4 protein-coding genes and 1 pseudogene (1 of these 5 only partly in view) are annotated in these 26,983 nt (G+C 68.5%); all 5 read right to left on the reverse strand.

Annotated elements, in window-relative coordinates:
• Positions 1–17,904: the start of an LEPR-XLL domain-containing protein gene (locus F9Z44_RS11515; RefSeq protein ID WP_159606254.1), read on the reverse strand. The gene continues 18,825 nt to the left of window position 1, outside the view; only the first 17,904 of its 36,729 coding nucleotides appear in the window; the start codon lies at positions 17,902–17,904; the stop codon falls past the left edge of the window.
• Between the two features lie 202 nt (positions 17,905–18,106).
• Complete coding sequence (locus tag F9Z44_RS11520) at positions 18,107–19,513, reverse strand: AfsR/SARP family transcriptional regulator (RefSeq protein ID WP_159606256.1); 1,407 nt, start codon at positions 19,511–19,513, stop codon at positions 18,107–18,109.
• A gap of 149 nt (positions 19,514–19,662) precedes the next feature.
• Entirely contained in the window at positions 19,663–21,153 is a 1,491-nt protein-coding gene (locus F9Z44_RS11525; RefSeq protein ID WP_328793945.1) for a TIGR03862 family flavoprotein, read from the reverse strand.
• Positions 21,093–24,326, reverse strand: a pseudogene (locus tag F9Z44_RS11530) (UvrD-helicase domain-containing protein); the annotation flags it as partial. The gene F9Z44_RS11525 and the pseudogene F9Z44_RS11530, both read right to left, overlap by 61 nt.
• Positions 24,323–26,977 (reverse strand): PD-(D/E)XK nuclease family protein, encoded by a 2,655-nt coding sequence (locus tag F9Z44_RS11535; protein ID WP_159606262.1) that lies wholly within the window; start codon positions 26,975–26,977, stop codon positions 24,323–24,325. The pseudogene F9Z44_RS11530 and the gene F9Z44_RS11535, both read right to left, overlap by 4 nt.
• Positions 26,978–26,983: the final 6 nt, after the last annotated feature.

A 26,983-nucleotide genomic window follows, 5' to 3' on the forward strand; every position in this document is an offset into this window, starting at 1 on the left:
ACCGGCCACCGCGCCACCAATGCCGATGGCGATTGCCACCGAGCCGGCAAAGGCATCGCCCTCGATGCGTTCGGTGGAGTCGGCCAGCACCCGCACATCGCCCGCGGCATGCACCGTGGAGTCCTCGATGCGGGCCTTGGCCGTGTTCGATGTGTTGACCGACCTGAACGAGCCGGAAGCGACGTCGAACACCTCGATGCTGTGGTCGCCGATGAAGTTGTCGGCCAGCGTGAGACCCACCGCGCCCGACACCGCCACGAAGCCGCCCGACACCGCACCGGCAATGGCGCCGGTGAGGGACTTGATGGCCGCGTCGTTGGTGGCTTCCACGGTCACGTCCTTGCTGGGGATCGTGAGTTTTCTCCACAGCGACGTGTTGGCGTAGTTCTCGCCGCGCAGGCCCACCGGTTCGGTGGCCGAGCCACGGGTGGCACCGATGTATTCGTACACCGAGCCCACCGTGCCCGTGCCCAGCAGGCCGGTGGCACCATCGACCACCAGCACGCGCTTGCCGGTGACCAGTGAAGTCAGCAACTGGTCGGAGGTGTGGTCCTGCGGTGCCTGGGTCGTGACGACGCTGCCGTCGATGTAGCTCTGCACGTCGTTGGAGATGATGTTGTCGGCCACGGCACCGGCACCGCCAATGGCCACACCCACAAAACCACCGGCAATGGCCACCGAGGCGGCGACCACGATGGCATCAACCCGGGCCAGTTCGTGGGCCTCGATGCTCACCTCGCCCTTGCGTGCGATCAGACCCTGATCGGCGTCTTCGATGAAAGCGTGCACCTGGTTGGTCACGGTGTTGCTGGCCACGGCCACGCCCAGGGACACCGAGACGGCGGCCACGCCGGCAAAGGACGCTGCCACCGAGGCAGCGCCCGCCAGTGCGTTGATGCGTGAGCTGTCCTGGGCGAGCAGCGCCACGCTGCCCACGTCGATGCCCGTGCTGCCGTCACCTCTGATGAAGGCGCCCACGTCGTTGGCGATGCGGTTGGCCGCATAGACACCAGCCCCGCTGGCACCCACGCCGGCCACACCGCCGCCGGTGATGGCTGCCGATCCGGCGAAGACGATGGCGTTGATGGTGGCATCGGCGATCGCGGTCTGGGTGAGCGCTCCGCCTGCCGTGATGCTGCTGTCGTCCACGTAGGCGCGGGTCTGGGCCCGGGCGTTGCCCAGGTTGGCCTGCTGCCAGAGGTCTTCGTTGCCGTAGTCCTGCTCCGCCAGGCGGGTGGAGCCCACGTACTGCCAGTGGTCGCCGTCGAGGTAGTCCTGCGTGGACAGGTTGAGGCTGGCGCTGTCGGAGCCCACGTACTTGTACAGGCCACCGACCTTGCCGTTGGGCGTGGTGCCGTCGTCATCGGTGTCGTGCGTGTAGCCCGATGACACCTCGACGAGGTCGTTTTCGCTGACCGAGACCGTGCCCTGGCTGCTGGTGAAGCGCGGGTCGACGGTGCTGCCGAGGTAGCGGTACACGTCGCCAGCGCGGGCACCCGAGTCCACCCGCACCAGGTCGCCGGTTTCCAGCGGATTCGATCCGGAGAAGCGGTCGCGGCTGGCGTCGCCGGTGGAGAAGTCCACCTCGGCCGCCAGGCCGCTGGAGACGCTGGTGTCCCAGCCGATGTAGTTGCGCGCCACCGCCACACCGATGGAGGCGCCCACCCCGGCCACGCCACCGGCACCGATCGCGGCCGAGGCCGAAATGACGATGGCGTCGATGCTGGCGGTGTTGCTCGCGTCCAGGTCCACGTCGCCCTGCAGGGCCTGCAGATTGCTGCTCTCGATGAAGGCGTTGGTGTGGGTGAGGATGACGTTGGTCGCCTCGGCGCCCGCGCCGCTCACCGCAATACCGGCCACGCCACCCACGCCCACGCCCAGCGATGCCGCCACCGACAACGCGGTGATGGCCGAGGTGCGCGTCCAGCGCGAGGTGTCGCTGAAGTCCTCGGCCGCCAGGTTGCGGGTGATCATTTCCCAGCGCGTGGTGTCGGTGTAGTCCTGCAGGCCCAGCTCCAGGTCGAGCACATCGGCCCCCTTGAAGCGGTAGAACACGCCGCCCTCGCCGAAAGCGTTGTCGGCCGGCTTGCCCAGGCGCCACTGCGTCGTGTCGGTGTAGTCGATGTCGTTCAGGTCGACGCTGGTCAGCAAGGCCGTGCCGATGTACTGGTAGGTCGCGCCCTCGATGCCGTCGCGCACGCCCACCACGGGCTCGAAATCTTCGCCAAGGGTGACAAAGCTCTTGTTGGGGACCAGGTCCACGCCGGTCTCGTCGCTGCCGCGGATGACGGTGTAGCCGCGCCCCACCTCGACGATGTCGCCGGTTTCGAGGTCGGTTTCACCGCCGTTGGTGTTGTAGGCGGCTGGCTGCTTCACCAGCACCCAGCGCGACGACGGGTAGGTCTGTGTGCCCAAGTCGAGTGACACGGGCGTGGAGGTCGCCGCGGTGTTGTTGTAGCGGTAGAGCGTCAGCTCGTTGTCGTCGTCGGCCACGCCCACCAGATCGCCGTGGCGCACCTGCTGCACGCCGTCGGTGGACAGGAAGTCGGGGGCGTATGGCTGGTCTTCACCACGGAAGCGGTAGACCACGCCACCGCTGTTGACGGTGTCGCCCGCCTTGAGCGCCACCACGCCGCTGGCGTCGTACTGGCTGGGGAAGCCGCTCGGGTCTTCAATGGTGCCGGCGTGGATGGTCACGTCGCCCTCGCGCGAGACCACCTGGCGGGCGTTGCGCATGCCCGCCTCCACCACGTTGCGGATCTCGTTGCGGGCCAGTGATACGCCGATGGACAAGGAGATGCCGGCCACGCCAGCGAACGAGGCCGCCAACGAAGCGGCCGCCGCATCGGCCAGGATCACCGAGCTGTCGAAGGCATCGATGGCGATGCTGTCGGCGTGGATGCCGGTCACCGTGGCGTTGGCGTTGTTGTCGTCGCCGTCGATGAAGGCCTTGATGTGCTGGGTGATGAGGTTGGTGGCGCTGACGCCGGCACCACTGAAGCCAATGGCGGCCACGCCCGAGGCCGCCACGGCGGCCGAACCGGCCACCACCAGGGCTTCGATGGTCTGGTTGCCGTCGGCGCTGATCGTCAGCGCGCCGTTCCTGGCGTTGACGGTGGAGCTGTCGATGTAGGCCAGTACCTCGGACGCATCACCGGGGTCGCCAATGCGGTTGTCAGCGATCGACAGGCCGATGGACGCGCCGATGCCGGCCAGGCCGCCACCGGCCAGTGCCACCGAGGCCGCGATCACCGTGGCGTCGATGCTGGTGGTGCTGGTGGCTTCGATCGTCACGCCGGTGGCGCTCTCGACCTGGCTGTCGGTGATGTGCGCCCGGACGTCGCTCAGGATGTTGTTGCTCGACCAGGCACCGGCGCCACTGAGCGCGATGCCGGCCTTGCCGCCGATTCCGGCGGCCAGCGAAGCGGCGACCGAAAACGCGCCGATGGAGGCGGATTCGGTGGCGACGACGGAGATCTCGCTCGTGGTGGTCTTGATGCCCGTGTCGGCGTCTTCAATGAACGCCGCGATCTGGTTGTCGATCTCGTTGCGCGCCAGCGAAATGCCCACCGACACGGCCAGCCCGAGGCCGCCGCCCAGGCCGGCGGCCAGCGACGCGGCGCCGGCCGTGGCCACGATGGTCGAGGCATCGCGCGCGTCCAGCGCCAGGCTCGCGCCGGTGATGCCCAGTGCGCCGTCGCCGTGTATGAAGGCCTCGATGTCGGTGCGGATGCGGTTCTCGGTGTAGACACCGGCGCCGCTGGCACCGATGCCGGCCTTGCCGCCACCGCCCACAGCCACCGCGCCCGCGACCACCAGGGCCTCGATGCTGCGCGTGGCATCGGCGTCCACCGTGATGTCGCCTGTGGCGTCGATGCTGGTGTTTTCGATGAAGGCGCGCACCTGCGAGCTGGACTTGCCGTCCTCGTCCACCTGCGCGGCCAGATTGGTCTGGCGCCAGACGCGGCGGTCGGAGTAGTCGAGCGTGCGCAGGTCGGTGCTGGCCAGCTCCCAACGGGTGCTGTCCTCGTAGTTCTCCGTCGTCAGGTTGACGTTGTCGTTGTCGTTGGCGGTCGCGCCGCCCAGGTAGCGGTACACCGCCCCCAGCGTGCCGCCCTCGCCTGTGTGGTCAGCCGTCACCTCCACCAGGTCGCCCGCCATCAGATTCCGGATGCCGCTGGACTGGAGGTTGGCCGTGGGCTGTGTGAGGGTCTCGCCCAGGTATTCGTACACGTCGCCAGCGCGCGCGCCCTCGCTGAGCTTGACGGTGTCACCCGCGGCCAGCGAATCGCCCGCGGGCAACCCGTCGCTGGTCTGGTAGTCGGCCACGGCGTCGCCGTCGATCGACCAGCCGATGAAGTTGCGGGCCACCGACACGCCCAGCGCCACGCCCACGCCGGCCTTGCCGCCAAAGGCGACTGCCGCCGAGACCGCCAGCACGCGCGCGTCCACCGTGGCCGTGCTCACAGCGTCGATGTCGACCGCGCCCACCGTGTCGGCGCCCGCGCCCAGCACGCTGTCGGCGATGAAGGCCTTGGTGGAGGTGAGGATGGTGTTGGTGGCCACGGCGCCGCCGCCGGCAAACGCCACGCCGAGCTTGCCCGAGGCGCCAATGGAGACCGCCACGGCCGTCGACGTGGCGTTGATGGTGGCGTCGTCGGTGGCACTCACCGTCACCGTGCCGCCCTTGGTGTCCACCGCGTCCACGTCGGTGATGTGGGCTTGGATGCTGTTGCGGATGGCGTTTTCCGCCAGCGACAGCCCGATGGCCACGGAAATGGCGCTCTTGGCGGTGAGCGCGGCCGAGATGGCAGCGGCCATGGCGTCGGCATCGATGGTTGAGGTGTCCTGCGCCGTGACGCTCAGCGCGCCATCGCTCTGCACGCGCGTGGCGCCGTCGATGTAGGCGTGGATGTCGCTGGCGATGCGGTTGTCGGTCCACAGCCCGGCGCCAGTGGCCGCAATCGCCGACTTGGCGGAGATGGACAGGGCCAGCGCAGCGGCCTGCACGGTGGCGTCGATGCGGTTGCTGGAGGTGGCCGAGACCTCGATGCCGCGGTCGGCCAGCAGCCAGGTGTCGCCATCGCCATCGGTATCGGCCACATAGGCCTTGACGGCCAGCGGGTCGGCGCCGCCGAACTCGTTCCAGCCGATGAGGTTGCGCGCGATCGACAGGCCGATGGCGACCGCCGTGCCGGAACCCTTGAACGTGAGCGCGGCACTGACCGCGATGGCGCGCACCAGGGCATCGATCTCGGCGCTGTTGACGGTGATCACCTCGATGGCGCCGGTGCTGGCCGTGGGATCGACGGCCGCCTTGGTGGCGGTGACGCGGGTGTCGCGGATGAAGGCCTGTGCGCCACCCTTGATGCTGTTGACCGCGGTGGCGCCGCCGCCGCTGAAGGCCGTGCTGTTGCTGCCGGCCAGCGACAGCGACAGCGCAATCGAGGTGGCGGTGGAGGTGGCGTCGATGGTGGCCGCCTCGTTCGCACCCACCCGCACCGAGCCGCCGGTGGCGGTGACCTGCGACACATCGGACACACCGACGAGCATGTCGGTCATCACCTCGTTGCGGGCCACGCTCAGGCCCACGGAAATCGAGGTCTTGTCCCCGCTGGGGGTGGCGGCCACGGCCAGCGTGCTGACCTGCACTTCTGCTTCAATGACGGCCGAATCGGTACCGTCGATGGTGACATTGCCCCGAGCACTCGCCGTGTTGATCGGGTCCTGCACGCCGGACAGACCGTTGGGGTCCACACCGTCGATGCCGGCACGCACCTGGGTGGCGACCCGGTTGAGCGCCACCACCGCACCCACCGAGATGCTCTGGGTGGCGCTGAAGGTGAAGAGTGCCTTGGCGATCGTGGTGACGCTGTTCTCCACGGTGGCCGTGATCGATGCATCGGACGCGGCCGTCACCGACAGGTCGCCACCGGCGCTGACCGTGCTGTCCAGGATCTGGGCGCGCACCTGGGCCGGCATCTCGTCGGCCAGCCCCAGGCCGAACAAGGTGTCGGCCAGATCGAACAGCAGGTTTTGCGATGCGTAGCCGATGGAGTTGAACGCCAGCGTGACACCGACGTTGGTGCCCTTGGCGGTCAGGCTGCTGGTGGTGGTCGCGTTGATGGTGGAGATGTTTTCGGCATCGACCACGATGTCACCCGTGCGGGTGAGGACGTTGCTGTCTTCGACGATGGCGTTGGCTTCGCTCAGCACCAGGTTGGCGGCAATGACGCCGTTGACGTTGGTGGCGGTGCCGCCCTTGGTTTGCACCGTGCTCTGGTGGGCGGCCTGGATGGACGCGGTCTCCAGCGCACTGACGGTGAACGCGTCCTGCACGCGCAGCGTGGCGTCGCTCACGCGGGCATCGGCCAGGCCGCGCACGTCGTTGCGTGCCACCAGCGCCCCGGCGGCGGTGGACACACCACCGCCCAGGTTGCTCGGGATCAGGTCCAGCACGAAGCTCAGCGCGGCGTCCAGGTCCTGACCGGCCACGGTGCGCACCAGCCAGGTGGTGGTGCTGAAGTCGGCGCTGTTCAGGTCCACATCGGCCGGGCCACCCTGGTACTGCACGACCTTGCCGCGCAGGGCGATCTGCTCTGTCGTCGTGCCGTAGTCGCTGGCCACGCGCACCAGCGCGCCCTTGTTCAGCGACTGCATGCCCGAGTTCGAGGTGAACTGGTAGTCGGCGATGAGGGTGCGCAGCAGGTTGGTGGCGATGCTGAGGCCATAGTCGTTGACCACCGAGGCGATGGCCTTGACGGTGGTGTCGGCGTTGATGAGGGCCGCGTCGTCGGCGGTCACGACGAGGCTGCCGCCCACATGGTTGGCGGCCGCGTCGGCCAGGCCGGTGATGTTCTCGAGGTGGGCGCGCGTGTCGCTGCTGACCATGTTCTTGGCCAGAACCACGCCCACGGCCGTGGCGTTGGCTCCCTTGAGGGCCACCGCGGCCGACGTGGCCTCGTTGCTCACGGTCGCGTCGATGGAGGCTTCCGTCACGGCGCTGACCGTGAGGTCTCCGCCCACCGCCAGCACGGTGTCGCGCAGGGTGGCGTGCGTGAGCGCCGGGCGCTCGGCCGCAAACACCTTGAGCGTTCGCTCCCAGGCCAGCGGATCATCGAAATCGGCGTTGTTCAGGTCCACGCGGCTGGTGGTGGTGGTGCCCAGGTAGCGGTAGACGGCATCGGCGTCGTTCACGTCCTGCACCAGCGCGCCGTTGTTGATCCCGTCTTCCAGGATCTCGTCGGAGCGGTGGTCGTAATCGAACGGACCGACCAGGGTGTCGATCGCATTGAACAGCACGTTCTGCGGCTCCCAGCCCACGGTGTTGAAGGCCAGGGTCACGCCCACGCCCTTGTCGCCGCTGGTGGTCGAGTTCAGGTTCACGGCCTCGATCAACGAGACGTTGGAGGCCGTCACGGCCAGGTCCCCCGTGAGGGTGACCGTGCTGCTGTCCAGCAGCGCCTGCGCGTTGCTCAGGATCAGGTTGGTGGCGATCACGCCGCTGACAGCCACCACGTTGCCTTTGCCCAGGGCGCTGCCGCCGGAGGCGCTGGCCGCGCTGTCGGCGGTGGCGCGGATGACGGCGGTCTGGTCGGCCGTGACCGACAGGCTGCCGGCTGTCAGCTGAACGTCCGACACCTCGGCGTCCACATCGCTGCGCACGTCGTTGAGCACGATGAGCGCACCCACGCCGATCGAGTCGGAGTCGCTGATGTTGTAGCCGCTGGGAATCAGCTTGGTGACCAGCACCTCTTTCCAGAAGTCGAGGTTGGTGTAGTCCGCGCTGCCCAGGTTCACGCTGGCGTCGGAGCCCATCCATTCGTAGATGGCGCCGGCACCACCGATCTTCAGCCACAGCGTGCTGTCGGTGTAGTCCACCAGGCCCAGGTCGGCGTCGGCCACTGCGCTGCTGCCCAGGTACTCGTAGACCACGCCAGCCTCGCCGCCCACACGCACCCACTGGGTGGTGTCGCCGTAATCCTGCGCGGCCAGGTCCAGCCGCAAGCCGGCACCTCCAACACCCACGTACCGGTAGACCCCGCCGGCCACGGCCTGCCAGTCGCCGCCGGTGAAGTCTTGCGCCGCAAGATCCACCGGGCCGCTGTCGCCGCGGTAGGCGTACACCGCTCCGTCATCGCCCTGGACACGCGCCCAGCGGTCCGTGTCGTCGTAGTCTTCAAGTTCGAGGTCGACGCTGCCGGGGGTTCCCACGTAGCGGTAGATCGCCGAGCTGAGCACCTGGCCGTCGGCTTCGGAACCGGGTTCGCCCATCACCACGCGCTTGACGAAATCGCCTGCGTCCAGATCGACGAGCTGGATGTCGCCATCGGCAGCCGTGACCGTGTAGTCGGCCTCCAGCTTGACGAACTGGCCGTTGCTCAGGCTGACCGTCTTGTCGCCCCGGGTGCTCAGGCCTGCGTCGTTGTAGTCGTCGGTGAGCTGCACCTTGTCGCCAGTGACGATCAGGCGCTTGCCGGACTCGTTGGTGAAGCGCGTCGCGTCAAAGCCGTCGGCCACTTCCACCCGCTTGCCCTGGGTGAGCAGGACGCCGCTGTCATCGCTGCTGAAGTCGGGGTCACCGTAGTCGTCGGCCAGGCGCACCCGGTCGCCAAAGACCAGCTGCACCGTGCCGTCACCGCTCTGGTGGTCGGCGGCGATGAAGTCGTTGATCGTCTCCTGCAACACGGCGGCGCCGCCGTCGTTGGTGGTCATGGATGCCGACACCAGCTTGACGTTGGCATAGATGCCCGAGACGTCCTGTGCCGCCACGGTGACCGCACCGGCTTCGGTGGTCAGGGTGTCGTCGCCACGGATGTAGGCTTGCGCGTCGCTGCTGACCTTGTTGCTGGCCACGACCGCACCCACGCTCTGGCCCTTGGCGCCGTACAGCGCCGAGGCGGTGGACTGGGCCACGTTGCTCACCGTGGCATTGATCAGGGCCTGCGAGGTGGCGCTGACCGTCAGGTCGCCGTCCACGTCGAGCGCGGTGTCGGTGATATGGGCCAGCACCAGCGCGGGTTGCTCGTTGGCGAACGGGTTGATGACCCGCTTCCAGCGATCGGGGTTGGCCTGGAGGTCGGCGCCGAGGTCGATCGGCACCGGGTCCTGCAGCGCCCAGTCGGCGCTGACGAAGCCGGTGGCACTGAACAGCGCGCGCAGGTCGATGCCGTCCCCGTCGGACAGGTCGCTGCCGGCGTATTCGTACAGGCCGGCCTCGGCCAGCACGGTGACGCCGTCGGTGTCCAGCAGGTCGGCGTTCAGGCGCACGCGGTCCCCGGCCACCAGCGCCGTGGGCTTGCTGTAGACCGTGTACTCCTGCGCGCTCTCGCCGGTGCCGGCGTACCAGTAGATGTCGCCGGTGCCCATGTCTTTGACGCGATCGCCCACGGCCAGCGAATCCACCGTCTCGGTGCTCTCGTGGTCGTACTGGTCGACCGGACGGCCGATGATGGTGTCCAGCGCGTTGAACAGGAAGTTCTGCGACTGCCAGCCGATGGAGTTGAAGGCCAGCGTGACGCCGACCCCGGTTTCGCCGGTGCTGGTGGTGGCCGTCATCGTGGCGTCGATGGTGGATTCGTTCTCGGCCAGCACCGCCACGCTGCCACCGCCGGTGGTGGTGATGTCGCTGTCGGTGATGGTGGCCGTGACGTGGCTGAGCACCACGTTGGTCACGATCTGGCCATTGACGGCCAGCACCGAGCCTTTGCCCAGGAAGCTGCCGCCCGAGGCCTGAACGCTCGCCTCGGCGGTGGCCTGGATGAAGGCGGTCTCGAAGGCGTTGACGTTGACCGACTCGACACGGCGCCACAGGTCGGCGTCGTCAAAACCGGTGTCGTCCAGCTCGAATTCGCGGTCCGACTCGCCCAGGTACTCAAACACGCGGCCGTCGGTGGCCTGCACCCGCTGGCCGGTCTCGATCTCGATCACGTCCACACCCGCAGCCGGCGCAACGTGTTGCCACACCGTGGGCTGGGCCGCCGTGACCACCGCGTTGTGGATGTAGGCGTCCACCCCGCTGCGCACGTCGTTCATCACCACGAGGATGCCCACCGCCGTTGCGTCGGACTCGGTGAGGTTGCCGATGCCCGGGTACAGGTCTTCCAGGTTGTCCGCGCCACCGACGAGCTTCTCCCACACGAGCTCGTCCGTGTAGGTCTGGGCAGACAGCAACAGCTCGCCGCCCGTCTGGCCGATGTATCGGTACACCGCGCCGGCGTCGCCGCGCAAGGGATCAAAGTCCGGGCCCACCTTGACCTGTGTGCCGGACTCCACCAGCACCGTGCCCGAGCTCGTGGTGTAGTCGAAATCACCCGGCAGCAGGGCTTGGATCTGATCGACCACGCCGGCCAGGGTGTTGCTGGCCACCGCCAGTTGAGACAAGGCCGAGCTGGCGTTGATGCCAGCCTCGTCCTGCGCCTGCACGGTCACGGCACCCTCCGCCTGCACCGTGCCGGCGGTGGCGCCGGTGAAGGCGATGTAGGCCTTGGCAAAACTGCTGACCTTGTTGCTGGCCAGCACACCGCCACCGGCCACGGCCTCGGCGCCCTCCATGGCGCCGGGGATGACGATGTCCACCTCGGCCACGATCTCGTTGTCGTTGCCCACATACGAGCTGATCTGGGCCGTGGAGCGGGCATCGACGGTCACGTCGCCGCCAGACACGATGCGGGTGTCGAGCGCGTAGGCCTGCACCTCGGCTGGCTGCTCGCCGTTGAAGGCGTCGGAGATCAGTGGGTCGCCGATCAGCGCGTCCACCGCGTTGAAGAGCACGTTCTGCGACTGCCAGCCGATGGTGTTGAAGGCCACCACGGCCGTCTTGGCACCCCAGGCCTCGACCTTGCTCGTGACCTCGGCGTCGATGGTGGAGAGGTTCTCGGCCCGGATGGCCACGCTGCCATCGGTCTGGACGTCGCTGCCGGTGACGGTGGCGTTGGCGCTGCTGAGCACCAGGTTGGTCGCGATCACGCCGCCGGTGCCGTCCCACGGAACCACGTAGCTGTCGTCAAGCGCGTTGATGGTCGCGCTCTCCCACGCCTGCACGCTCAGGTCACCACCGATGCGCAGCACCGCGCCGTCGATGCTGGCCAGCACCTCGCTGCGCACGTCGTTGCGGTCGATCAGGCCGTACAGGCTGGTGGATTCACCGGCCAGGCTCGGGTCGGTGCCGGTGGCCTTTTTCTGCGAGGCACTGAGCACCGACAACACAGCGTAGGTGGTGGAGTCGGTGATGAGGTTGGCCGGGTTGAGGCGCTTCCACCGGCCGTAGTCGGTGAAGTCGTCCAGGTCCAGCGCGGACAGGTCCACCTGCAGGCCCAGTGCATCGGAGCCCATCCACTGGTAGCTGCCACCCACCTCGACCCAGCGGGTGGTGTCGGTGAAGTCCTCGGTCGCCAGGTCCACGTCGGCACCGTTGGCGAGACCGATGAAGCGGTAACGGCTGCCGGCGGTGCCGTCGCCGTCGAAGCCCTCGTCGAGCTCGACCACATCACCCACCGCCAGCACGACGATCTGCTCGGTCTCGCCATCGTTCTCGTAATCGGCGTCGAACGCACCGAAGCTGACGTACACCTTGTCGCCAAACACCAGGTCCTGCATGCCCGACTCGGTGGTGTACTGGTAGTCGTCCAGGAAGGCGCTGGCCGCGTTGTTGAACAGCCCGGTGGCGGCGTCGTTGGTGGGCGACACCTCGGCCGACAGCCGGGTCTCGGCATCCACCGAGGCCTCGTCCAGCGCTTCCACCAGCACGTTGCCGCCCACGATCAGGTCGCCCAGCACCGGGTGGGTGTAGCCGTCCGTGAAGGCGATGCGTGCGGTGGCGCTGCTGTTGACCAGGTTGCTGGAGAGCACGCCGCTGACGCTCTGGCCGGCCGCGCCGAAGAAGGCGCTGGGGTAAGAGGTGGCGTCGTTGCTCACCCGGGCAAAGATCTGCGCGGCGTTGTCGGCGGTCAACCGGAAGTCGCCGCTGGCGCGCACCTGGCTGTCGAGCACGGTGGCGTTGACGCGCGCGGCGCGCTCGTCGGCGAACAGGCTCGTGCCCAGCAGCGCGTCCAGCGTGTTGTAGAGCAGGTTCTGGGCTTCCCAGCCCACGGTGTTGAAGGCCAGCAGGAAGGCCGCCGTCTGGGCACCCGAGGTGGCCACCACGCGGGTCAGCGCGTCGATCTGCGACAGGTTCTCGGCCGCCACGGCGATGTCGCCGCCGGTGGTGCCGGTGGTCGCCAGCACGCTGTCGGTGACCAGCGCGTCGGCGGCGCTGAGCACCAGGTTGGTCGCCAGCACGCCGCCCAATGCCAGCGAGGTGCCTTTGCCAAACACGTTGCCGCCCGACGAGGACAGCGCCGCGTCGGTGTCGGCACGGATCACGGCCGCCACGCTGGCCGTCACGGCGATGGCGGCATCGGTGTCGTCGGCCGAAGCGGCTGTCACCTCGGCCTGGTCGATCTGCGCCAGCACCGCGCTGCGCACGTCGTTGAGCACCACCACGCCGCCCACGCCCACCGAGTCGGATGAGGTGATGTTCAGCCCGGAGGGGATGACCTGCGACTCGGGGACGAGCTTCCAGAGCGTGTCGTCGCCAAAGTCGGCCAGCACGAGGTCCACCGTGGCCGTCTGGCCCATGTACTGGTAGATCTCGCCTTCGCTGCCGCTGATGACGCGCCACAAGCTCTCGTCGGTGTAGTCCTGCAAGGCGAGGTCGAGCGTGGCGTCGCTGCCCAGGTACTCGTACAACGTGTCGGCATCGCCGCCGATGCGCACCCAGCGCGAGGTGTCTGTGTAGTCCTCGGTCTGCAGATCGGTGCGCTGGCCGCGCGTGCCGGGGGCGACGAAGCGGTAGGTGGCGCCGGCGTCGCCGCGCGACGGGTCGTCGTGGTCGTCGGCCAGTTGCACCACGTCGGCGTAACGCAGCAGGCGCACGCCGTTGTCAGAGCTGAACTTGCTGGCGGTGTGCTCGGCGCTGACCAGCACCCTCTGGCCCGTCGCCAGGGACTGCTCGCCGTCCCCGCTGTCGAAGTCCTTGTCGCCGTAGCCCGCAATGAGCTGCACACGGTCACCGAACTCCAGGGGCGCATTCGGATCGTCGCTGAGGTGGTCCACCGGCAGGAGGGCGTCGATCTCGCCGCCGAGGAGGCCCACGCCGCCATCGTTGGACGTGACGGAGTCGGACACCAGCCGGGTGTTGGCGTAAATGCCCGCGTTGTCCTGGGCCACCACCGCCACGCGGCCTGCGGCCTGCACGTCGGCATCCACCGGGTGGACGAAGGCGTCTGTGTAGACGATGGACGCTTCGGCCGCGCTGCTGACCTTGTTGCTGGCCAGGATGCCGCCAATCGACTTGCCGGTGGCGTTGATCAGGGCCGACGCGGCCGAGCTGGCGGCGTTGCTCACGGTGGCGTTGATCTGCGCCTCGCCCACGGCGCTGACGATCACGTCGCCCTTGCTGGTGACGAGGGTATCAAGCAGCCGCGCGCGGGTGGCGGCGGGCAGCTCGTTGCCGTAGGGCGAGACCACCTCGTCCCATTGCGTGGCGTCGCCCTGGAAACCGTCTGCCAGGGCCGCGATGGTGGTGGTGTCGCCGAGGTACCGGTAGACCTTGCCGTCGTCGGCCAGCACGCGGTCGCCGGTCAGGAGTTTGCCCACGTCGGCGGCACGCACGTCGAAGGTCTCGACCTGCTGGCCCGCGGCCACCAGGGTCCAGCTCGACGGAGCATCGTTGTAGAAGAAATCGCCCAGGGTCTGGCCCGACACGGTGGGCCCGCCGTAGGTGTAAACGGAGCCATTGGCTGCGAGCACGCGCGTGCCCTGGGCCAGCGCGCCGACCTCGGTGCGCGTGGCATCAAACGAATCCACCGGCCGGCCGATGACCGCATCCAGCGCGTTCATCAGCAGGTTCTGCGAGGTCCAGCCCACGCTGTTAAAGGCCAGCATCACGCCCACAGCGGTGTCACCGCTGCTGGTCTTGCTGAGCAGGGTGGCGTCGATCTGCGCGGTGTTCTCGGCCGTCACCGCCACGTCGCCCACCGTGCTGGTGAGCTCGCTGCGCAGGGCCAGTGCGTCGGCGCCGCCGAGCACGAGGTTGGTCACGGCGCTGCCGTTGCCGGCGATGACGGTGCCACTGCCGTAGAGGCTGCCACCCGAGGCCTCGGCGGCACTGAGCGTGCTGGCCGTGATGATGGCCTGGCCGACGGCATGGATGCCGATGGCCGCACCGGTGAGCGTGCTGTCGGCCACGGTGGCGTTCACGCCGCCGCGCACGTCGTTGCGCACCACCATGCCGCCAATGGCGATCGAGTCGGAATTCGACACGTTGCCAAAGGCCGGGACGATGTTGCGCTCGTCCACGCGCAGCCAGTCGGCGCTGCGGTAGTCCACGGTGTCCAGATCGATGACCGCTGGGTCGCTGCCCTGGTAGACATACAGCGCGCCCGGCACACCCTGGGTGCTGTCCGAGGCCACGCGCACCATGTCGTCCGGGTTGACGGTCTGCTGGCCCGAGCGCGAGGTGTAGCGGTACTCGTTGAGCAGCGCCCGGGCCAGGTTGTTGATCAGGCTGGCGCCACCGTCGTTGCTGGTGGACCCCTTGGCCAGCATCTCGGCCCCGGACTGGATGGAGCTGCTCTCGGTGGCTCGCACCTCGATGGCGCCGGCGGCCGTGATGGAGCTGCCCTGGGTGGCATCGGACGGGTCACCGACCGATGCCAGGGTCTCGGTGCTGACCATGTTGCTGGCCAGCAGCGCACTCACCGACAAACCCGTGGCGCCGTAGATGGCGCTGGCGGTCGACGTGGCCTGGTTGTCGACGGTGGCGTCGATCAGGGCCGCCATCTCGGCGGTGATCGCCACGCTCCCGTGGGTGGTCACCACCGTGTTCAGCAATTCGGCGCGCGCGCCCGCCTTGTCTTCTTCGGCGATGTCGGTGGACACCAGGGCATCGACCGTCTGGTACAGCAGGTTCTGCGCTTCCCAGCCCAGGGTGTTGAAGGCCAGCGTGACGCCTACGCCGGTGTCGCCCGAGGTCACCGCGTTCTTCACGGTGGCGGTGATGCTGGAGCGGTTCTGGGCGTCGATGGTGAGCGTGCCGGTGCCGACCGGTCCACCGAGGCTCTTCTCCAGCTTGAGACGGCTGTTGCTGGCCCGGGCATCGGCCTGGCTGCGCACCATGTTGGTGGCGATCAGGCCGCTGGCGGCGATCACCGTGCCGGTGCCGTAGGCGCTGCCGCCCGACGCGGTGGCGTTGGCGTCGGCCACCGACGAGATCGTCGCGGCCTGCAGCGCGGTCACGGCGATGTCGCCGTCCGTGATCTCGGCCACCACCTGGTCCAGCAGGGCCAGCACGTCGGTGCGCAAATCGTTGCGCACCACGAGACCGCCGATGGCGACCGAACTGGAATTGGCGAGGTTGTAGCCCTCGGGAATGAGCTGGGTCTCCAGGATCTCTTTCCACCAGTCGGCGTTGCTGTAATCCTGCAGGCCCAGGTCCAGCGTGGCGCCAGTGCCCATGTACTGGTAAGCCCGGTCGGTTTCGCCACCAGCGGTGTGGCCTCCATCCACCAGCACGCGGTCGCCGAAGGCCAGCGTCACCGAGCCGTCCAGGCTGGTGTGGTCGTGCGCCAGGCTGGCCAGCAGGTCGTTGAGCACGTTGGCCCCGCCGTCGGAGGTGCTGACGGCGCTGGACACGAGCCGGGTGTTGGCCGCAACCAGCGTCGTGTCGCTGGCCTTGACGGTGAGCGAGCCCAGCGCGGTGATGTCCACCGTGTTGTCGATGGCTGCGGTGTTGGTCACCAGGGCCTGGGCCGAACCGCTGACGAAGTTGCTGGTGAGGATGCCGCTGGCGGCCGCGCTCAGGGCACCGAACAGGCCGGCGCCGGTGGCGGTGTTGGTGTTGCTGACGGTGGCGTCGAGCCGGGCGCCGGCCTCCGCCTGCACCGTGACGTTGCCCGCCGCCTCGACGCGGGTGTTGTACAGGGAGGCGGTCACGTCCAGTGAGTCTTCCGCCGCGTCGCCGAAGCTGGTGCCGATCAGCGTCTCCAGCGTCTGTTCGCCAGCACTGATGTTCCAGCCCATGGCGTTGAATGCCACGGCCACACCGGCGCTGATGCCACCAGCCACAAAGCCGATGCCCGTGGTGGTGGCGACACCGCTCAGGCCGGCCTGGGCATCGATGAGCGAGGTGTCGGTGGCCTGGACGCGCACCAGACCGCTGTCCAGGGTGGTGAGTTCGCTGTCAGAGACTTCGGCCGTGATGTCGCCGAGCACGCGGTTTTCGGCATACACACCGCCGAGTTCCAGCGCGCCGAAGGCAGAGCCGCCCAGCAGCGTGGCGTCGGAGAGTTCCACGCCCGAGGCGGTGGCGCGCAACTGGCGCGCCGCATCGGCGTCCAACGTGATGTCGCCGTTGGTGGCGCTCACCACGGAGCTGTCCATGGAGGCCGTGACCTCGCGCGCAACGGTGTTGCGCGCCACGCCCGCCTGCAGGCCGATTTCACCGACCACCATCTGGGCATCGAGCAGCACCGGCGTGGCCTCGGCCGTGAGGCGGGCGCTGTCGGTGGCCGCCACCGACACCGACCCGGTGGCCGTGACGGCGCTTTCCGCCCGGATCGCGGCGAGGGTGTTGCCGTCCAGCGTGTTCGAAGCCACCCGGCCCAGTGCGGTGTACACCCCGGCGTTGCTCGCCAGCACCGAGAGCGATGCATTCACGGTGGCGCCGGTCACGCTGGCTTCGGCCACGTCGGTGACCGTGTTGCTGGCCTGACCCACCAGGCCGCCCAGCACCCGGTTGGAGACGCTGAACAGGTCTTCTGGCGCCACGCCCGTGCGCGGTGCCAGGTCGTTGCGCGCGCTCAGGGCCACCAGGCCACCGCTCTCGACCGTGCTGCCCTCCTGCAGCATCACGGTGGTACTGCGCGTGAGCACCACCTGGGAATTCAGCAGCGCGAAGTCGAGTTCGAGTTCGATACCGCCGGACACATCGATGCCGGTGCTGTCGAGCTCGATCTGAATCCAGCTGTCATCCAGGGCCTCGACGATCACGCCGTCCGCGCCGTTCACCGTGACACCACCGCCCACACTCACCGCCGTGGTGTTGTCCTGGGTGATCGACAGGGTGGACTGGGTGAAATCGGCCGCATCGAACTGGGCCGTCACGACCGCGCGGTTGTGCGCGGTGATCGCCACCGTCTGGCCCTGCACGGTGGTGCCGGCGCCAGTGATGGCGATCGTGGCCGTGGATGCCGCATCGTGGCTCGTGAACCCGTTGAGCGCCGTGGTCGCGCCGGACTGCGCCGACAGCAACACCGCCCCCGAGGCTTCGATGTCGCCTTGAACCGTGATCGTGGCCAGGGTGTCGCTGTGCGCCATGAAGGTCACCGACGAGGCGCCCGTGATGGAGCCCGCCAGCGTGATCTCTTCACCCAGGGCCAGCAGTGCATGGCCCGCGAGATCGAAGTCACCCTCGAAGCGGATGGTGTCCTGACCGCCCAGCGCATCGATTTCGACGCTGTCGAACAAGCCGCTGTTGAAGCTGTCGATCAGGACCCCGCCGATCTTCACGTCCAGACCGGAAGCGGTTCGGGTCAACACCACCTCGTCGTCGCCACTGGTGCCGCCCACCTGCAAAACGCCCAGGGCATTGACATCGGCCGAGAGCAGCAGCCTGGGCTCCATGACCTCCAGGCCGAAAGGCCGGGTGCGCGTGCGCCCGCGCACCGAATGCAAAACCTGCGGCCGTCGCCCGTGTCTGGTCGGCACCAGCGGCAGGGTGTGATGCACCGTGCTGGCCGGCCGCATGAGCCGCCCGTAACCATCCTGCAACCGCGACCACAGTGTCGAGGGCCGCAAGGCCCTGGCCAAAGCGAATCGGCGCCAGACGGATTCGGTGCGGCTGCGGTTGACGGACGTATCCATGAGCATCTCCGGTTGTTTGCGCTATCCCTTGCGCCCACGCTGGCGTTGGTGCACAGCGCACGAAGCAACCGGCAATGACCCCAGAGTCAGCATTCCGTGAGCCTGCAACCTCCATGGCGATGTTTCCGGGGGCCATGAAACATCCCACCGCCAGCCGCAGTACCCTCGGGGGCATCCTAGGGAGTGGGCACGTAGGGATGACTTAGCAATCCCCAAGATCGCCTGGACTGCTCTCGAAAAAGGGCACGGCCCCAGGCGCGGTGAGCCTCCGGCTGGCCCGCACGGAGGCCTCTCGAACGCTCTCCGTGCGTTCCGATGGCGCCAGACCCAGCACAATGGAGAGCAATTCCCGGCAGCGCCGGTGGACCCGAAGCACCTCCGCGTGTTCACCCAGCTGTTGGTGGCACAGCATCAACTGGCGGTAGAGCGCTTCAGTCAGGTTGTCGACCTCCAGGGCGCGCTCGTAGATCTCGATGGCCAGGTCCCACTGGCCGAGTTGCTCGAACCGGCCACCCAGCGCCCGCACCAGGCGCAGGTAACGGCTCTTGATGCGGTCGCGGTAGGCCAGGACCCAGGGCTCGTCGCCCTCCGACTGCAGGAAATGGCCCGAATACAGTCGCAAGGCAGCCAGGGCGTCGCGCTGCAAGGCACGGCCCCGGGCTGCATCGGTCGGCGCGTCGGCCGCGAGGAAGGCGCCGGACAGGCGCTGGAAGGCCCAGGCGTCGACCCAGCACATTGACGGGTCCAGCGTCAGTTTGCCGTTGCGCACCTGGATCACTTCAACCGGCCCCATCAGTTTTCTCAGCCGGTGCAAGGTGTTGTCGAACAGGTTCTTCATGTCACCCCCATCCTCGTCGGGCCAGAGGTTGCGGATGAGCAACGGAAGCGACACCTCGCGTCCGCCGTTGGCAATGAGCGCTTGAAGCAACTCCAGCGCCTTGCGCGGGGATTTGCCGGAGAACGCCAGGGGCGCGTTGTCGCACAGCACGGCAAACCGACCCAGGGTGTGAATGCGAACCGGCCAGGGCCAGTTGAGCGACTCGGCCGCATCGGGCGGGGGCGGGGGCCAGTGCTGGCGGATCAGCGCCTTCACGCGTTCGACCTCGACCCCCTCCTCCAAGGCCAGCGAGAACAGACGAGTCATGGCAGGCGCCGGCCCGGGCAGCTTGTGGGACAGGCAGGGTGCAAACCGCTCGCCCAAGGCCAGGCGAAGCAGGCGCTGCGCGACCGCAGGTTGCCGTTCACGCAAGGCATCGGCGAGAAAGAGCAGTGCCATGACCTGCGCTTCTTCCGCGAAAGTGGCCACGCTCCCCAGGGCTCGGGTGTCAGACACCTGATCCGCTGCGGGCAGCGGCTCTCCCGCCTCACCCGGCACGGCCCAGGACCTCACGAACGTCTGTACGCACAGGGAGAGCTCGGCCTCCCGGCCTCGGGCTCCCGCGCCGCCAGCCCAGGCCACCATGCAAGCATTGAAACGCGCGGGGTCACCGTGGACAAACGCGAGCTGGGACAGGTTGCCGTCTTGAAACGCCGTGGCCGTGCCAACGGCGCCAGGCACAGGCGCGGGAACGTCCAGCTCGTCCCCTGCAAGCAATTTGCGAACTCTCACCGGGCTCCCCCCAAGATCCAGATACCGGAGCTTTCTGTCGAAGTCGGTACTCGGAAATACGCGGAATGGCGTACCCCCGGGGATTTGTAACAGCAACAACCTTGTGCAACAAGCCGGGTGCCCCAGCCAAACGGACCAGTGCCGCCCCTTCAGCCGCCTGCCGTGACCCCAAGCCTGTGCAGGACGCCCTGCCCCGCCCGCACCCCGCTGGCCAGGCAGGCGGTGAGCAGGTAGCCGCCGGTCGGGGCTTCCCAGTCCAGCATCTCGCCTGCGCAAAACAGGCCCGCTTGCGCCTCGACCATGAGGTCGTTGTCCAGGGCATCCCAGCGCACACCACCCGCGCTGCTGATCGCTTCATCGATCGGCCGGGTCGCGCGCACGGTGATGGGCAAGGCCTTGATGGCAGCGGCCAGCCGCGCCGGGTCGTTCATCGCATCCTTGTCGAGCCGCTCGTGCAGGATGCCCATCTTGATGCCGTCCAGGCCGAGGCGGCTCTTGAGGTGGCTGGAGAGGCTGCGTGATCCGCGCGGGTGGCTCACATGGGCCAACACCTGCTCGGCGCTGCGGTCGGGCAGCAGGTCGAGTTCGAAGCTGGCCTGGCCGCTGCGCGCGATCTCGTCGCGCAGCAGGCTGGATACGGCGTAGACCAAGCTGCCTTCGACGCCGGTGGCGGTGGCGACGAACTCGCCCTTGCGGTGGAAGTGCTGGCCCAGGCTGTCGGTGGCGCGGATCGCGACCGACTTGAACGGCTGGCCGGCGAAGCGTTCGATGAAATGCCCGCTCCAGCCTTGCGCCACACCGTGTGCGGCCGAGCCCGCCACATCAAAGCCGCAGTTGCTGGGCAGCAGCGGGTTCACCGCCACGCCGGCGGCCTGCAGCCAGGGCAGCCAGGCGCCGTCGGACCCCAGGCGCGCCCAGCTGGCACCGCCCAGCGCGAGCACGGTCGCGCGGGCGCTCGCTTCCACCCGGCCGCCGGGCGCGTCGAACACCAGCGGCCCATCGGGCGAGCCAGCCCAGCCCTGCCAACGGTGGCGCATGTGAAACACCACGGGAACCCCACCCGCGCCCGGGTGGCGCAGGCGGTGCAACCAGGCGCGCAGCAAAGGCGCGGCTTTCATGTCGGCGGGAAACACCCGGTACGAGGTGCCCACGAAGGTCTCGATGCCCAGGCCGGCGGCCCAGTCGCGCACAGCCTGCGGGCCCCAGTGCTGCAGCAGCGCTTGCACGCGGTCTTGTGCTGCGCCATAGCGCGTGACGAAGGTTTCCAGCGGCTCGGCGTGCGTGAGGTTCATGCCACCTTTGCCGGCCAGCAGGAACTTGCGCCCGACCGAGGGCATGGCGTCGAACAGGTGCACGGCCACGCCGGCGCGGCTCAGGACCTCGGCGGCCATGAGGCCGGCGGGACCGCCGCCGATGATGGCCACGTCCACGTTGAAAGATGGGGTTGGGTTGAGGTCGCTCATGAATGGATCGATGTGTCTTGCAGTTCGATCAGACGACCGTGCAGGTTGATGAAGGCCGGGCGCACCACAGCGCCGGGCCGCGCGGCTTGCACCGCCTGTGCGTAACGCCGCATCTGCGCGAGCAGTTCGGGTTGTTGTTCTGGATGTTCCGCGCTCTTGAAATCGAGCACCCACCATTCGCCAGAGTCGGTGCGCCGCACCAGGCGATCCAGCCGCAACAGTTCACCGCCATGGAACAGCTCGACTTCGTTGCCGGTGTTGTCGACCACGGCGTCGTCCCACGCCCAGGCGGCTTCGCCCTGCACGATGCGTCGCGCCATGGCCTGCGCCTGCGTGGCCTGGGCCGGGCTGAGCGCGAATTCGCGGGCCACGGCGTGGGTGTGCACGCTGGTCCAGTCGAACCCCCGCGCGGGCGTGGGGTGCCACTGCAGCAGGCGGTGCAGTGCCAGCCCGATGCGGGTGCGCTCGTCGTCGGCCCGCACCGCCTCGGCCGGCGGGGGTGCTGCGGGACTCGCCGCGAACGTCAAGGCGGGCAGCTCGAGCAGGCTGAAGGTGTCGGCATGGGATGCGTCGGGCGCCCCGTGCCCGCCAGCTTCCAAGGGCACCGCCAGCGGCTGTGTCAGCGGCAGCAACCGCTCGTACCAGCTGGTGGCGTTGCCGCGTGCATGGGGTTCGAAGCTGGAGATCACCAGGCGCGTTTCGGCCCGGGTGAGCGCCACATACAGGGCATTGAGCTCTTCGAGCGAGCGGGCCTGCTGCTCCAGCGCCAGGGCACTGGCGGCGCAGGCCGGCGGATTTTTTTCACTGGCCAGAAACACGAAACGGCGCGGCAGCGGCGCTTCGCCCGGCCAGTCGATCAACACGCCCATGCTCTCGGGGCGCGAGGGGCCGGTGTCGGTGTCGAGCATGAGCACCGTGTGGGCCTCCAGCCCCTTGGCGCCGTGGATGGTGAGCAGGCGCACAGCGCCGCTGTTGTGCGTGGGCGTGGCCTTGATGCCACCGGCCTTGAGCGCGCGCACAAAACGGTAAGGCGTGAGGAACCTCCCGCCATCCTGCGCCAACGCGTTGGCCAGCAGATCGCGCAGCTGCGCCAGCACACCGGCGCGCTGGCTGGCGGGCACGGCCCGGGCAAACCGGGCGAGCACATCACCATGGCCATAGATGGCGGAGAGCGCGTCGTGCGGCGGCAGGCTATGCACCCACTGCCGGTAGCGCAGAAGGCGCTCGGCGGTGGCGTTGAAGTCCAGGGCGATTGACCCGGGCACTGGCGGCAAGGCAACCCCGTCCAGCGCTGGCGTCTCCGCGAAGCGCTGCAACGCGGCCCACCACGAGGGTTTGACGGGTTTGGCGTCGGTGCCCGGGCGCACCGTCCAGTGCTGTTGCAGCCGGGCCAGCCAGGCCAACGCATCGTCGCCCCAGCCGAACAGCGGCGACTTCAGTGCGCGCGCCAGGCTCAGGTCGTGGCGGGTCGAGACCAGCGCATCCAGCAGCGCCACCACGTCCTGCACGGCGGGCGCTTCACACAGGTCGAGTTTCTCGGGTTGTTCGCTGGCAATGCCGCGTTCGCGCAGTGCCTCGAACATCCAGGCCAGGCGCTCGCGCCGACGCGCCAGCACCATCAGACCGTCGGCGCTCAAGCGGCCCGAGCCGATCTCGGCCACGATCCAGTTGGCCGCCTGGCGCGCCTCCAGCGCCGACATGGTGTCTTCGAGCAGCACGCGCGGCGTGCTCAGGCTGTCGCGCCAGGTGCCTTCATCGCCAGCGCCAGCTTCGCGTTCTCGCGCGCTGCGCGGCACCTGCGGCAGGGCCACCACCTCACCCGGCTCGTGGCTCTCGGTGGTGTGCAGACGGAAATCGCTGCCGTAGTCACCGGCCTGCACGGCGGCCAGCATGGCGCTGTTGAGGGCATCCACCACGGCAGGGGCGCAGCGGCGGGTGTGGTCGCAGCTGAGCAAGGCGCCCGCGAGGCCTTGCACCACAAAGGCCTGCGCGGCCTTGAACACCTGTGGCTCGGCGCGGCGGAAGCGGTAGATCGACTGCTTGGGGTCGCCCACCAGAAACACGCACGGTGCCTCGCCCGGGCCGGCGCCCGCGTAGGCCGAGAGCCAGCCGTAGAGCGCCTGCCACTGCAGCGGATTGGTGTCCTGGAACTCGTCGATCAGCACATGACGCACCCGTGCGTCCAGCCGCTGCTGCAACCAGCCGGAGAGCTCGGCGTCGCCCAGCAGGCGGCGCGCGGCGGACTCCACATCGTTCATGTCAACCCAGCCGCGCTCGCGCTTGAGCGCGGCGAAGCTGGCGAGCAGCACTCGCGTGAGGCGTGCCATGCGCTGGTGGTGCAGCCAGGCCTGGTGTTGCGCACGCGCGGCGAGCACACGCAGTGCCGTCTCTTGTGCCGCACGGACCTGCTCGATACCGGTGAGCTTGTCGCTGAACTTGCGGGGCTCGCTCTTTTGCGTGAGCAAGGCATCGAGAACACCGGCACCGTTCAGGTCGGTGATGGCTTTTTCCAGCTCGGTGCCTTTCGCCGCGAAGGTCACGGCGCTGGCTCGCCCAAGGGCGATGGCAGCACCCGACAACAGGCTGCGGGTGGGTGCGTTTTCGACCAGCCACCGAAGCGGATCGTCGAAGCCAGCGAACTCGGGAAACTGCTCGACCATCGAATCCACCGAGGTCTGCACCACGCCAGCCGCATCGGCCAGTGCGAACTCCACGCGTTTTTGCAACGCCTTGTGCAAGGCCTGCTGCGTCTGAAAGCGACCGTGTGTGCCGACCGCATCGACGAAGTCCTGACGGTCGGTTGGACTGGCGGCGAGCGCGCCGTAAAACCGCGGCCACACCTGGCCCACCGCCTGCGTGTCGTCTTCGAGCAGCTCGTACTGCACCGGCAACTGCAGCTCTTGCAGCACCGACAGCGGCGCGCCGCGCAGCAAGGCGGCGAACCAGCTGTGGAAGGTGCGCACCTGCACCGGCCGCCCCAGCGCCATCACCCGGGCATGCAGGCTGCGGGCCTCGGGCGCGCGGCGCTCGGCGTCGGCGCGGCTCAGACCACGCTGCAGCAACGTGTCCACAAGCTCGGCTTCGGAGAGATCGGCCCAACGCCGCAACTCTTCACCCAGCCGCTTGCGCATCTCGCCGGCGGCTTTCTTGGTGAAGGTGATCGCCAGAATGTCTTGGGGCGCGCAGCCGTCGAGCAGCGCGCGCAAGATGCGCGAGACCAGCATCCAGGTCTTGCCGGCGCCGGCGCAGGCTTCCACCGCGATGCTGCGCGCCGGGTCGCAGGCCAGCGCATAAAACGCTTCGCGGGACACCGGTGCACCGTTGATGCGGTAGGCAGCAACGGTGCTCATGTCACGCTCCAGAAATCTTTGCGGCACAGGCCACGCGCCTTGCAGAATTCGCACACGCGGCCTTCACCCAGTGGGTGCATGGGGTGGCCCGCAGCCACGCGGGCCATGTCGTGCGAGAGGCCTGCGCGGAGGTGTTCACGCGCATCCAGCACCTCGATGTGTTCAACCAGTTTGGTGGCGCCGTCATTCGCGCCAGAGCCGGGCCGGTCGTTGATGCTGAGGTAGGCGGCACGCAGGTTGTCGTCGGGCAGGAGCGCGGCGTAGAACGCCAGTTGCACGTCCTCCAGCGGCTCTTTCAAGCGGTCGGTGGTGGTCTTGCGGCTCTCGGTCTTGTAGTCGATCACAAACGGGATCGGGCCTTCCGGGCTGTCCTGCGCATCCACGCGGTCGAGCTTGCCGTAGAGCTTCCATGGGCCCACGCTGGCCGTCATCGCCGCTTCGGCCTGCACGAAACGCGGGCCGGGTCGGTCGGCCGTGGCCTCGAACGTGGCCAGCCATTCGAGGTAACCGTCGCGCGTGGCGGGCCACACCACTTCATACGGCAGAAAGCCCGCCCCACCCTCGCCGGCGTTCAGCCCCATGGCTGCGGCGGTTTCAAGGGCGATCTGGTCGAGCGCCGCGCGATCGGCCTCGGCCCCGGGGCGCGCATCGCCGCGCTGTTCGTGAAAAGTGCGCAGCACCGCGTGCAGCCAGTTGCCCATGTCACGCTGGTCCGGCTCGGCAGCGAGCTCGGGTGCATCGACCAGCCGCAACTGGCGCAGGGCGAAAAACCGGTAGGGACAATCGCGCAGGTCCTGGTAAGCGCTGGCCGAAAGTGCGCCGGGCAACACGTCGCCCGCCGATGGCGCGGGACGCGCAGAAGGCACCGACACCATCGCCGTCACCATGCGGGGGTCGAGCGAATCGATGCTGGCCTCGGTCCGCAACGCCAACACCCAAGCACTGGGCATCACGGGCTCGCCAAGCTCCTGCGTTCGCCACAGCACATCCAGACGCGGCATCTGCAGGAGCGAGTGCCAGGCGCTGGCCATGGCCTGGGCCAAGGTCTCCCGAGATGGCAAGCCCAGCAGTTCACGCTGCGCGGCGGTCCACGAACCAGGCGGCTCCGGACTGGGATTGAGATGCACCTCGTCGCAGCCGGGCACCACCGTGGCCGCGAAGGAGCGTCCGAGCAACTGCGCCATCGGCAGGATCACCACCGACGCGTCTTGTGCACCGCGCGGCATGAAGGTTGCACCCTCGAGCACGTCGCGCACCCAGGCTGTGAACGCGGCGAGTGATTTGCGCCCAGCAACCCGCTGTGCGGCGGGATCGACCGAGATCTCACCGATGTCCGAGAGTTCCTGCGCCGCGCCGTCTTCCAGACGCAGCACCTGCAAAGCCTGTCGCCCCGCGCCGTCAAGCTGCAGCAGGTCCCACAAGCCGGCGGCCTTCAAAGCCTGCGCTACCGCGTCGAGCCAGTGCACCAGGGTGCGCGGCAATTGCAAGCCCGCCAGGAGTTCCGTCAAACCACCGGGCAAGGCTTGCTCCAGACTGGCTGTGCGAGCAGCGGCGCGCCACTGCGACACACCGGCTTCTCGGGCGAGCTGCTCCAGCGTGAGCACAGTTTCTTCTGGCCAGCTCGGCGCCTGCTTCAGCAGGTCGAGCACATCGTCCATGGACGCGCGCGGAGAAGCCGCGCGCAACAGACTCATGAGTTGAGCAGCCGCATGGGTGGTGGAGAGCTTCCATCCCGTCTCATCGGTCACGGCCACCCCGGCACCGTGCAGCAACGCGCTGATGCGCCGGGTGAGCAGCCGGTCGGTGGCGACCAACGCCACAGGCCGATGGCCCTGGTTGATCCGGGCAATCACGCAGGCGGCTGCGCGCTGCGCCTCGTCTTCGGCGTCATCGCAAGCGTGCAGCGTCCAGCCCGAGGCTTCGACGCTGGTTGGCTGACCCACGCTCCACGACAAGCTCAGCGCGCGCTCGCCCCAGTGCGCCGCCAGGGCTGCGGTCAGGGGATCGGTCTGAAAACCCTGCAGCACCACCAATGCCTGTGCGCCCGTGCCAGGGCTGGCCTGCGGACACCACAACACGTCGGTGGCGTAAGCGGATGTGCTGGCCCAGGTCAGCGCGAGTGTGGCCACCAGACCTTCCCATTGCAGCGAGGCCGGACCCGGCAACAGGTCCTGGCGCAGCGTTTCGGCCCACGCCGTGCGCTGCTCCGGCGGCACGGCCGCGGCCAAAAGAGCGAGTTGCCGCGCGGCCTCCACCAGACGCGTCGCCATCACGGCGCGCAACTCGGCGTCGGCGCGGGCAGGCGCCACCCGGTCGATGAAGCCTGCGGCCATGAGGCTGTCGCGCGCCATGTCCATGCTCAGGTCGGTGGCCCCGGGCACGAAGGGTTGCAGCGATGCAGCCCAGTTGCGGCTCGACTCGAAACGCGGTGCAAAGCCATCGGGATGGCGAATCGACCAGGCGCGCCGACCCACGTCCATGAGTTGCGCGTAGGGCACCAGCACCACAGCACTGCCCGGGGACACACCGCGCTGGGCCAGCGCCTGCGACAGTGTCTCAACCAACGAAAACCAGTCGCTGGTGCCGCCTTCGGTTTCTCGCTCGGGCCAGGCGAGAAGACCGGATTCGGAAGGCGGGTTGGCAGGCGTCATGAAATG

The organism is Hydrogenophaga sp. PBL-H3 (assembly GCF_010104355.1).
Classification (GTDB): Bacteria; Pseudomonadota; Gammaproteobacteria; order Burkholderiales; family Burkholderiaceae_C; genus Hydrogenophaga.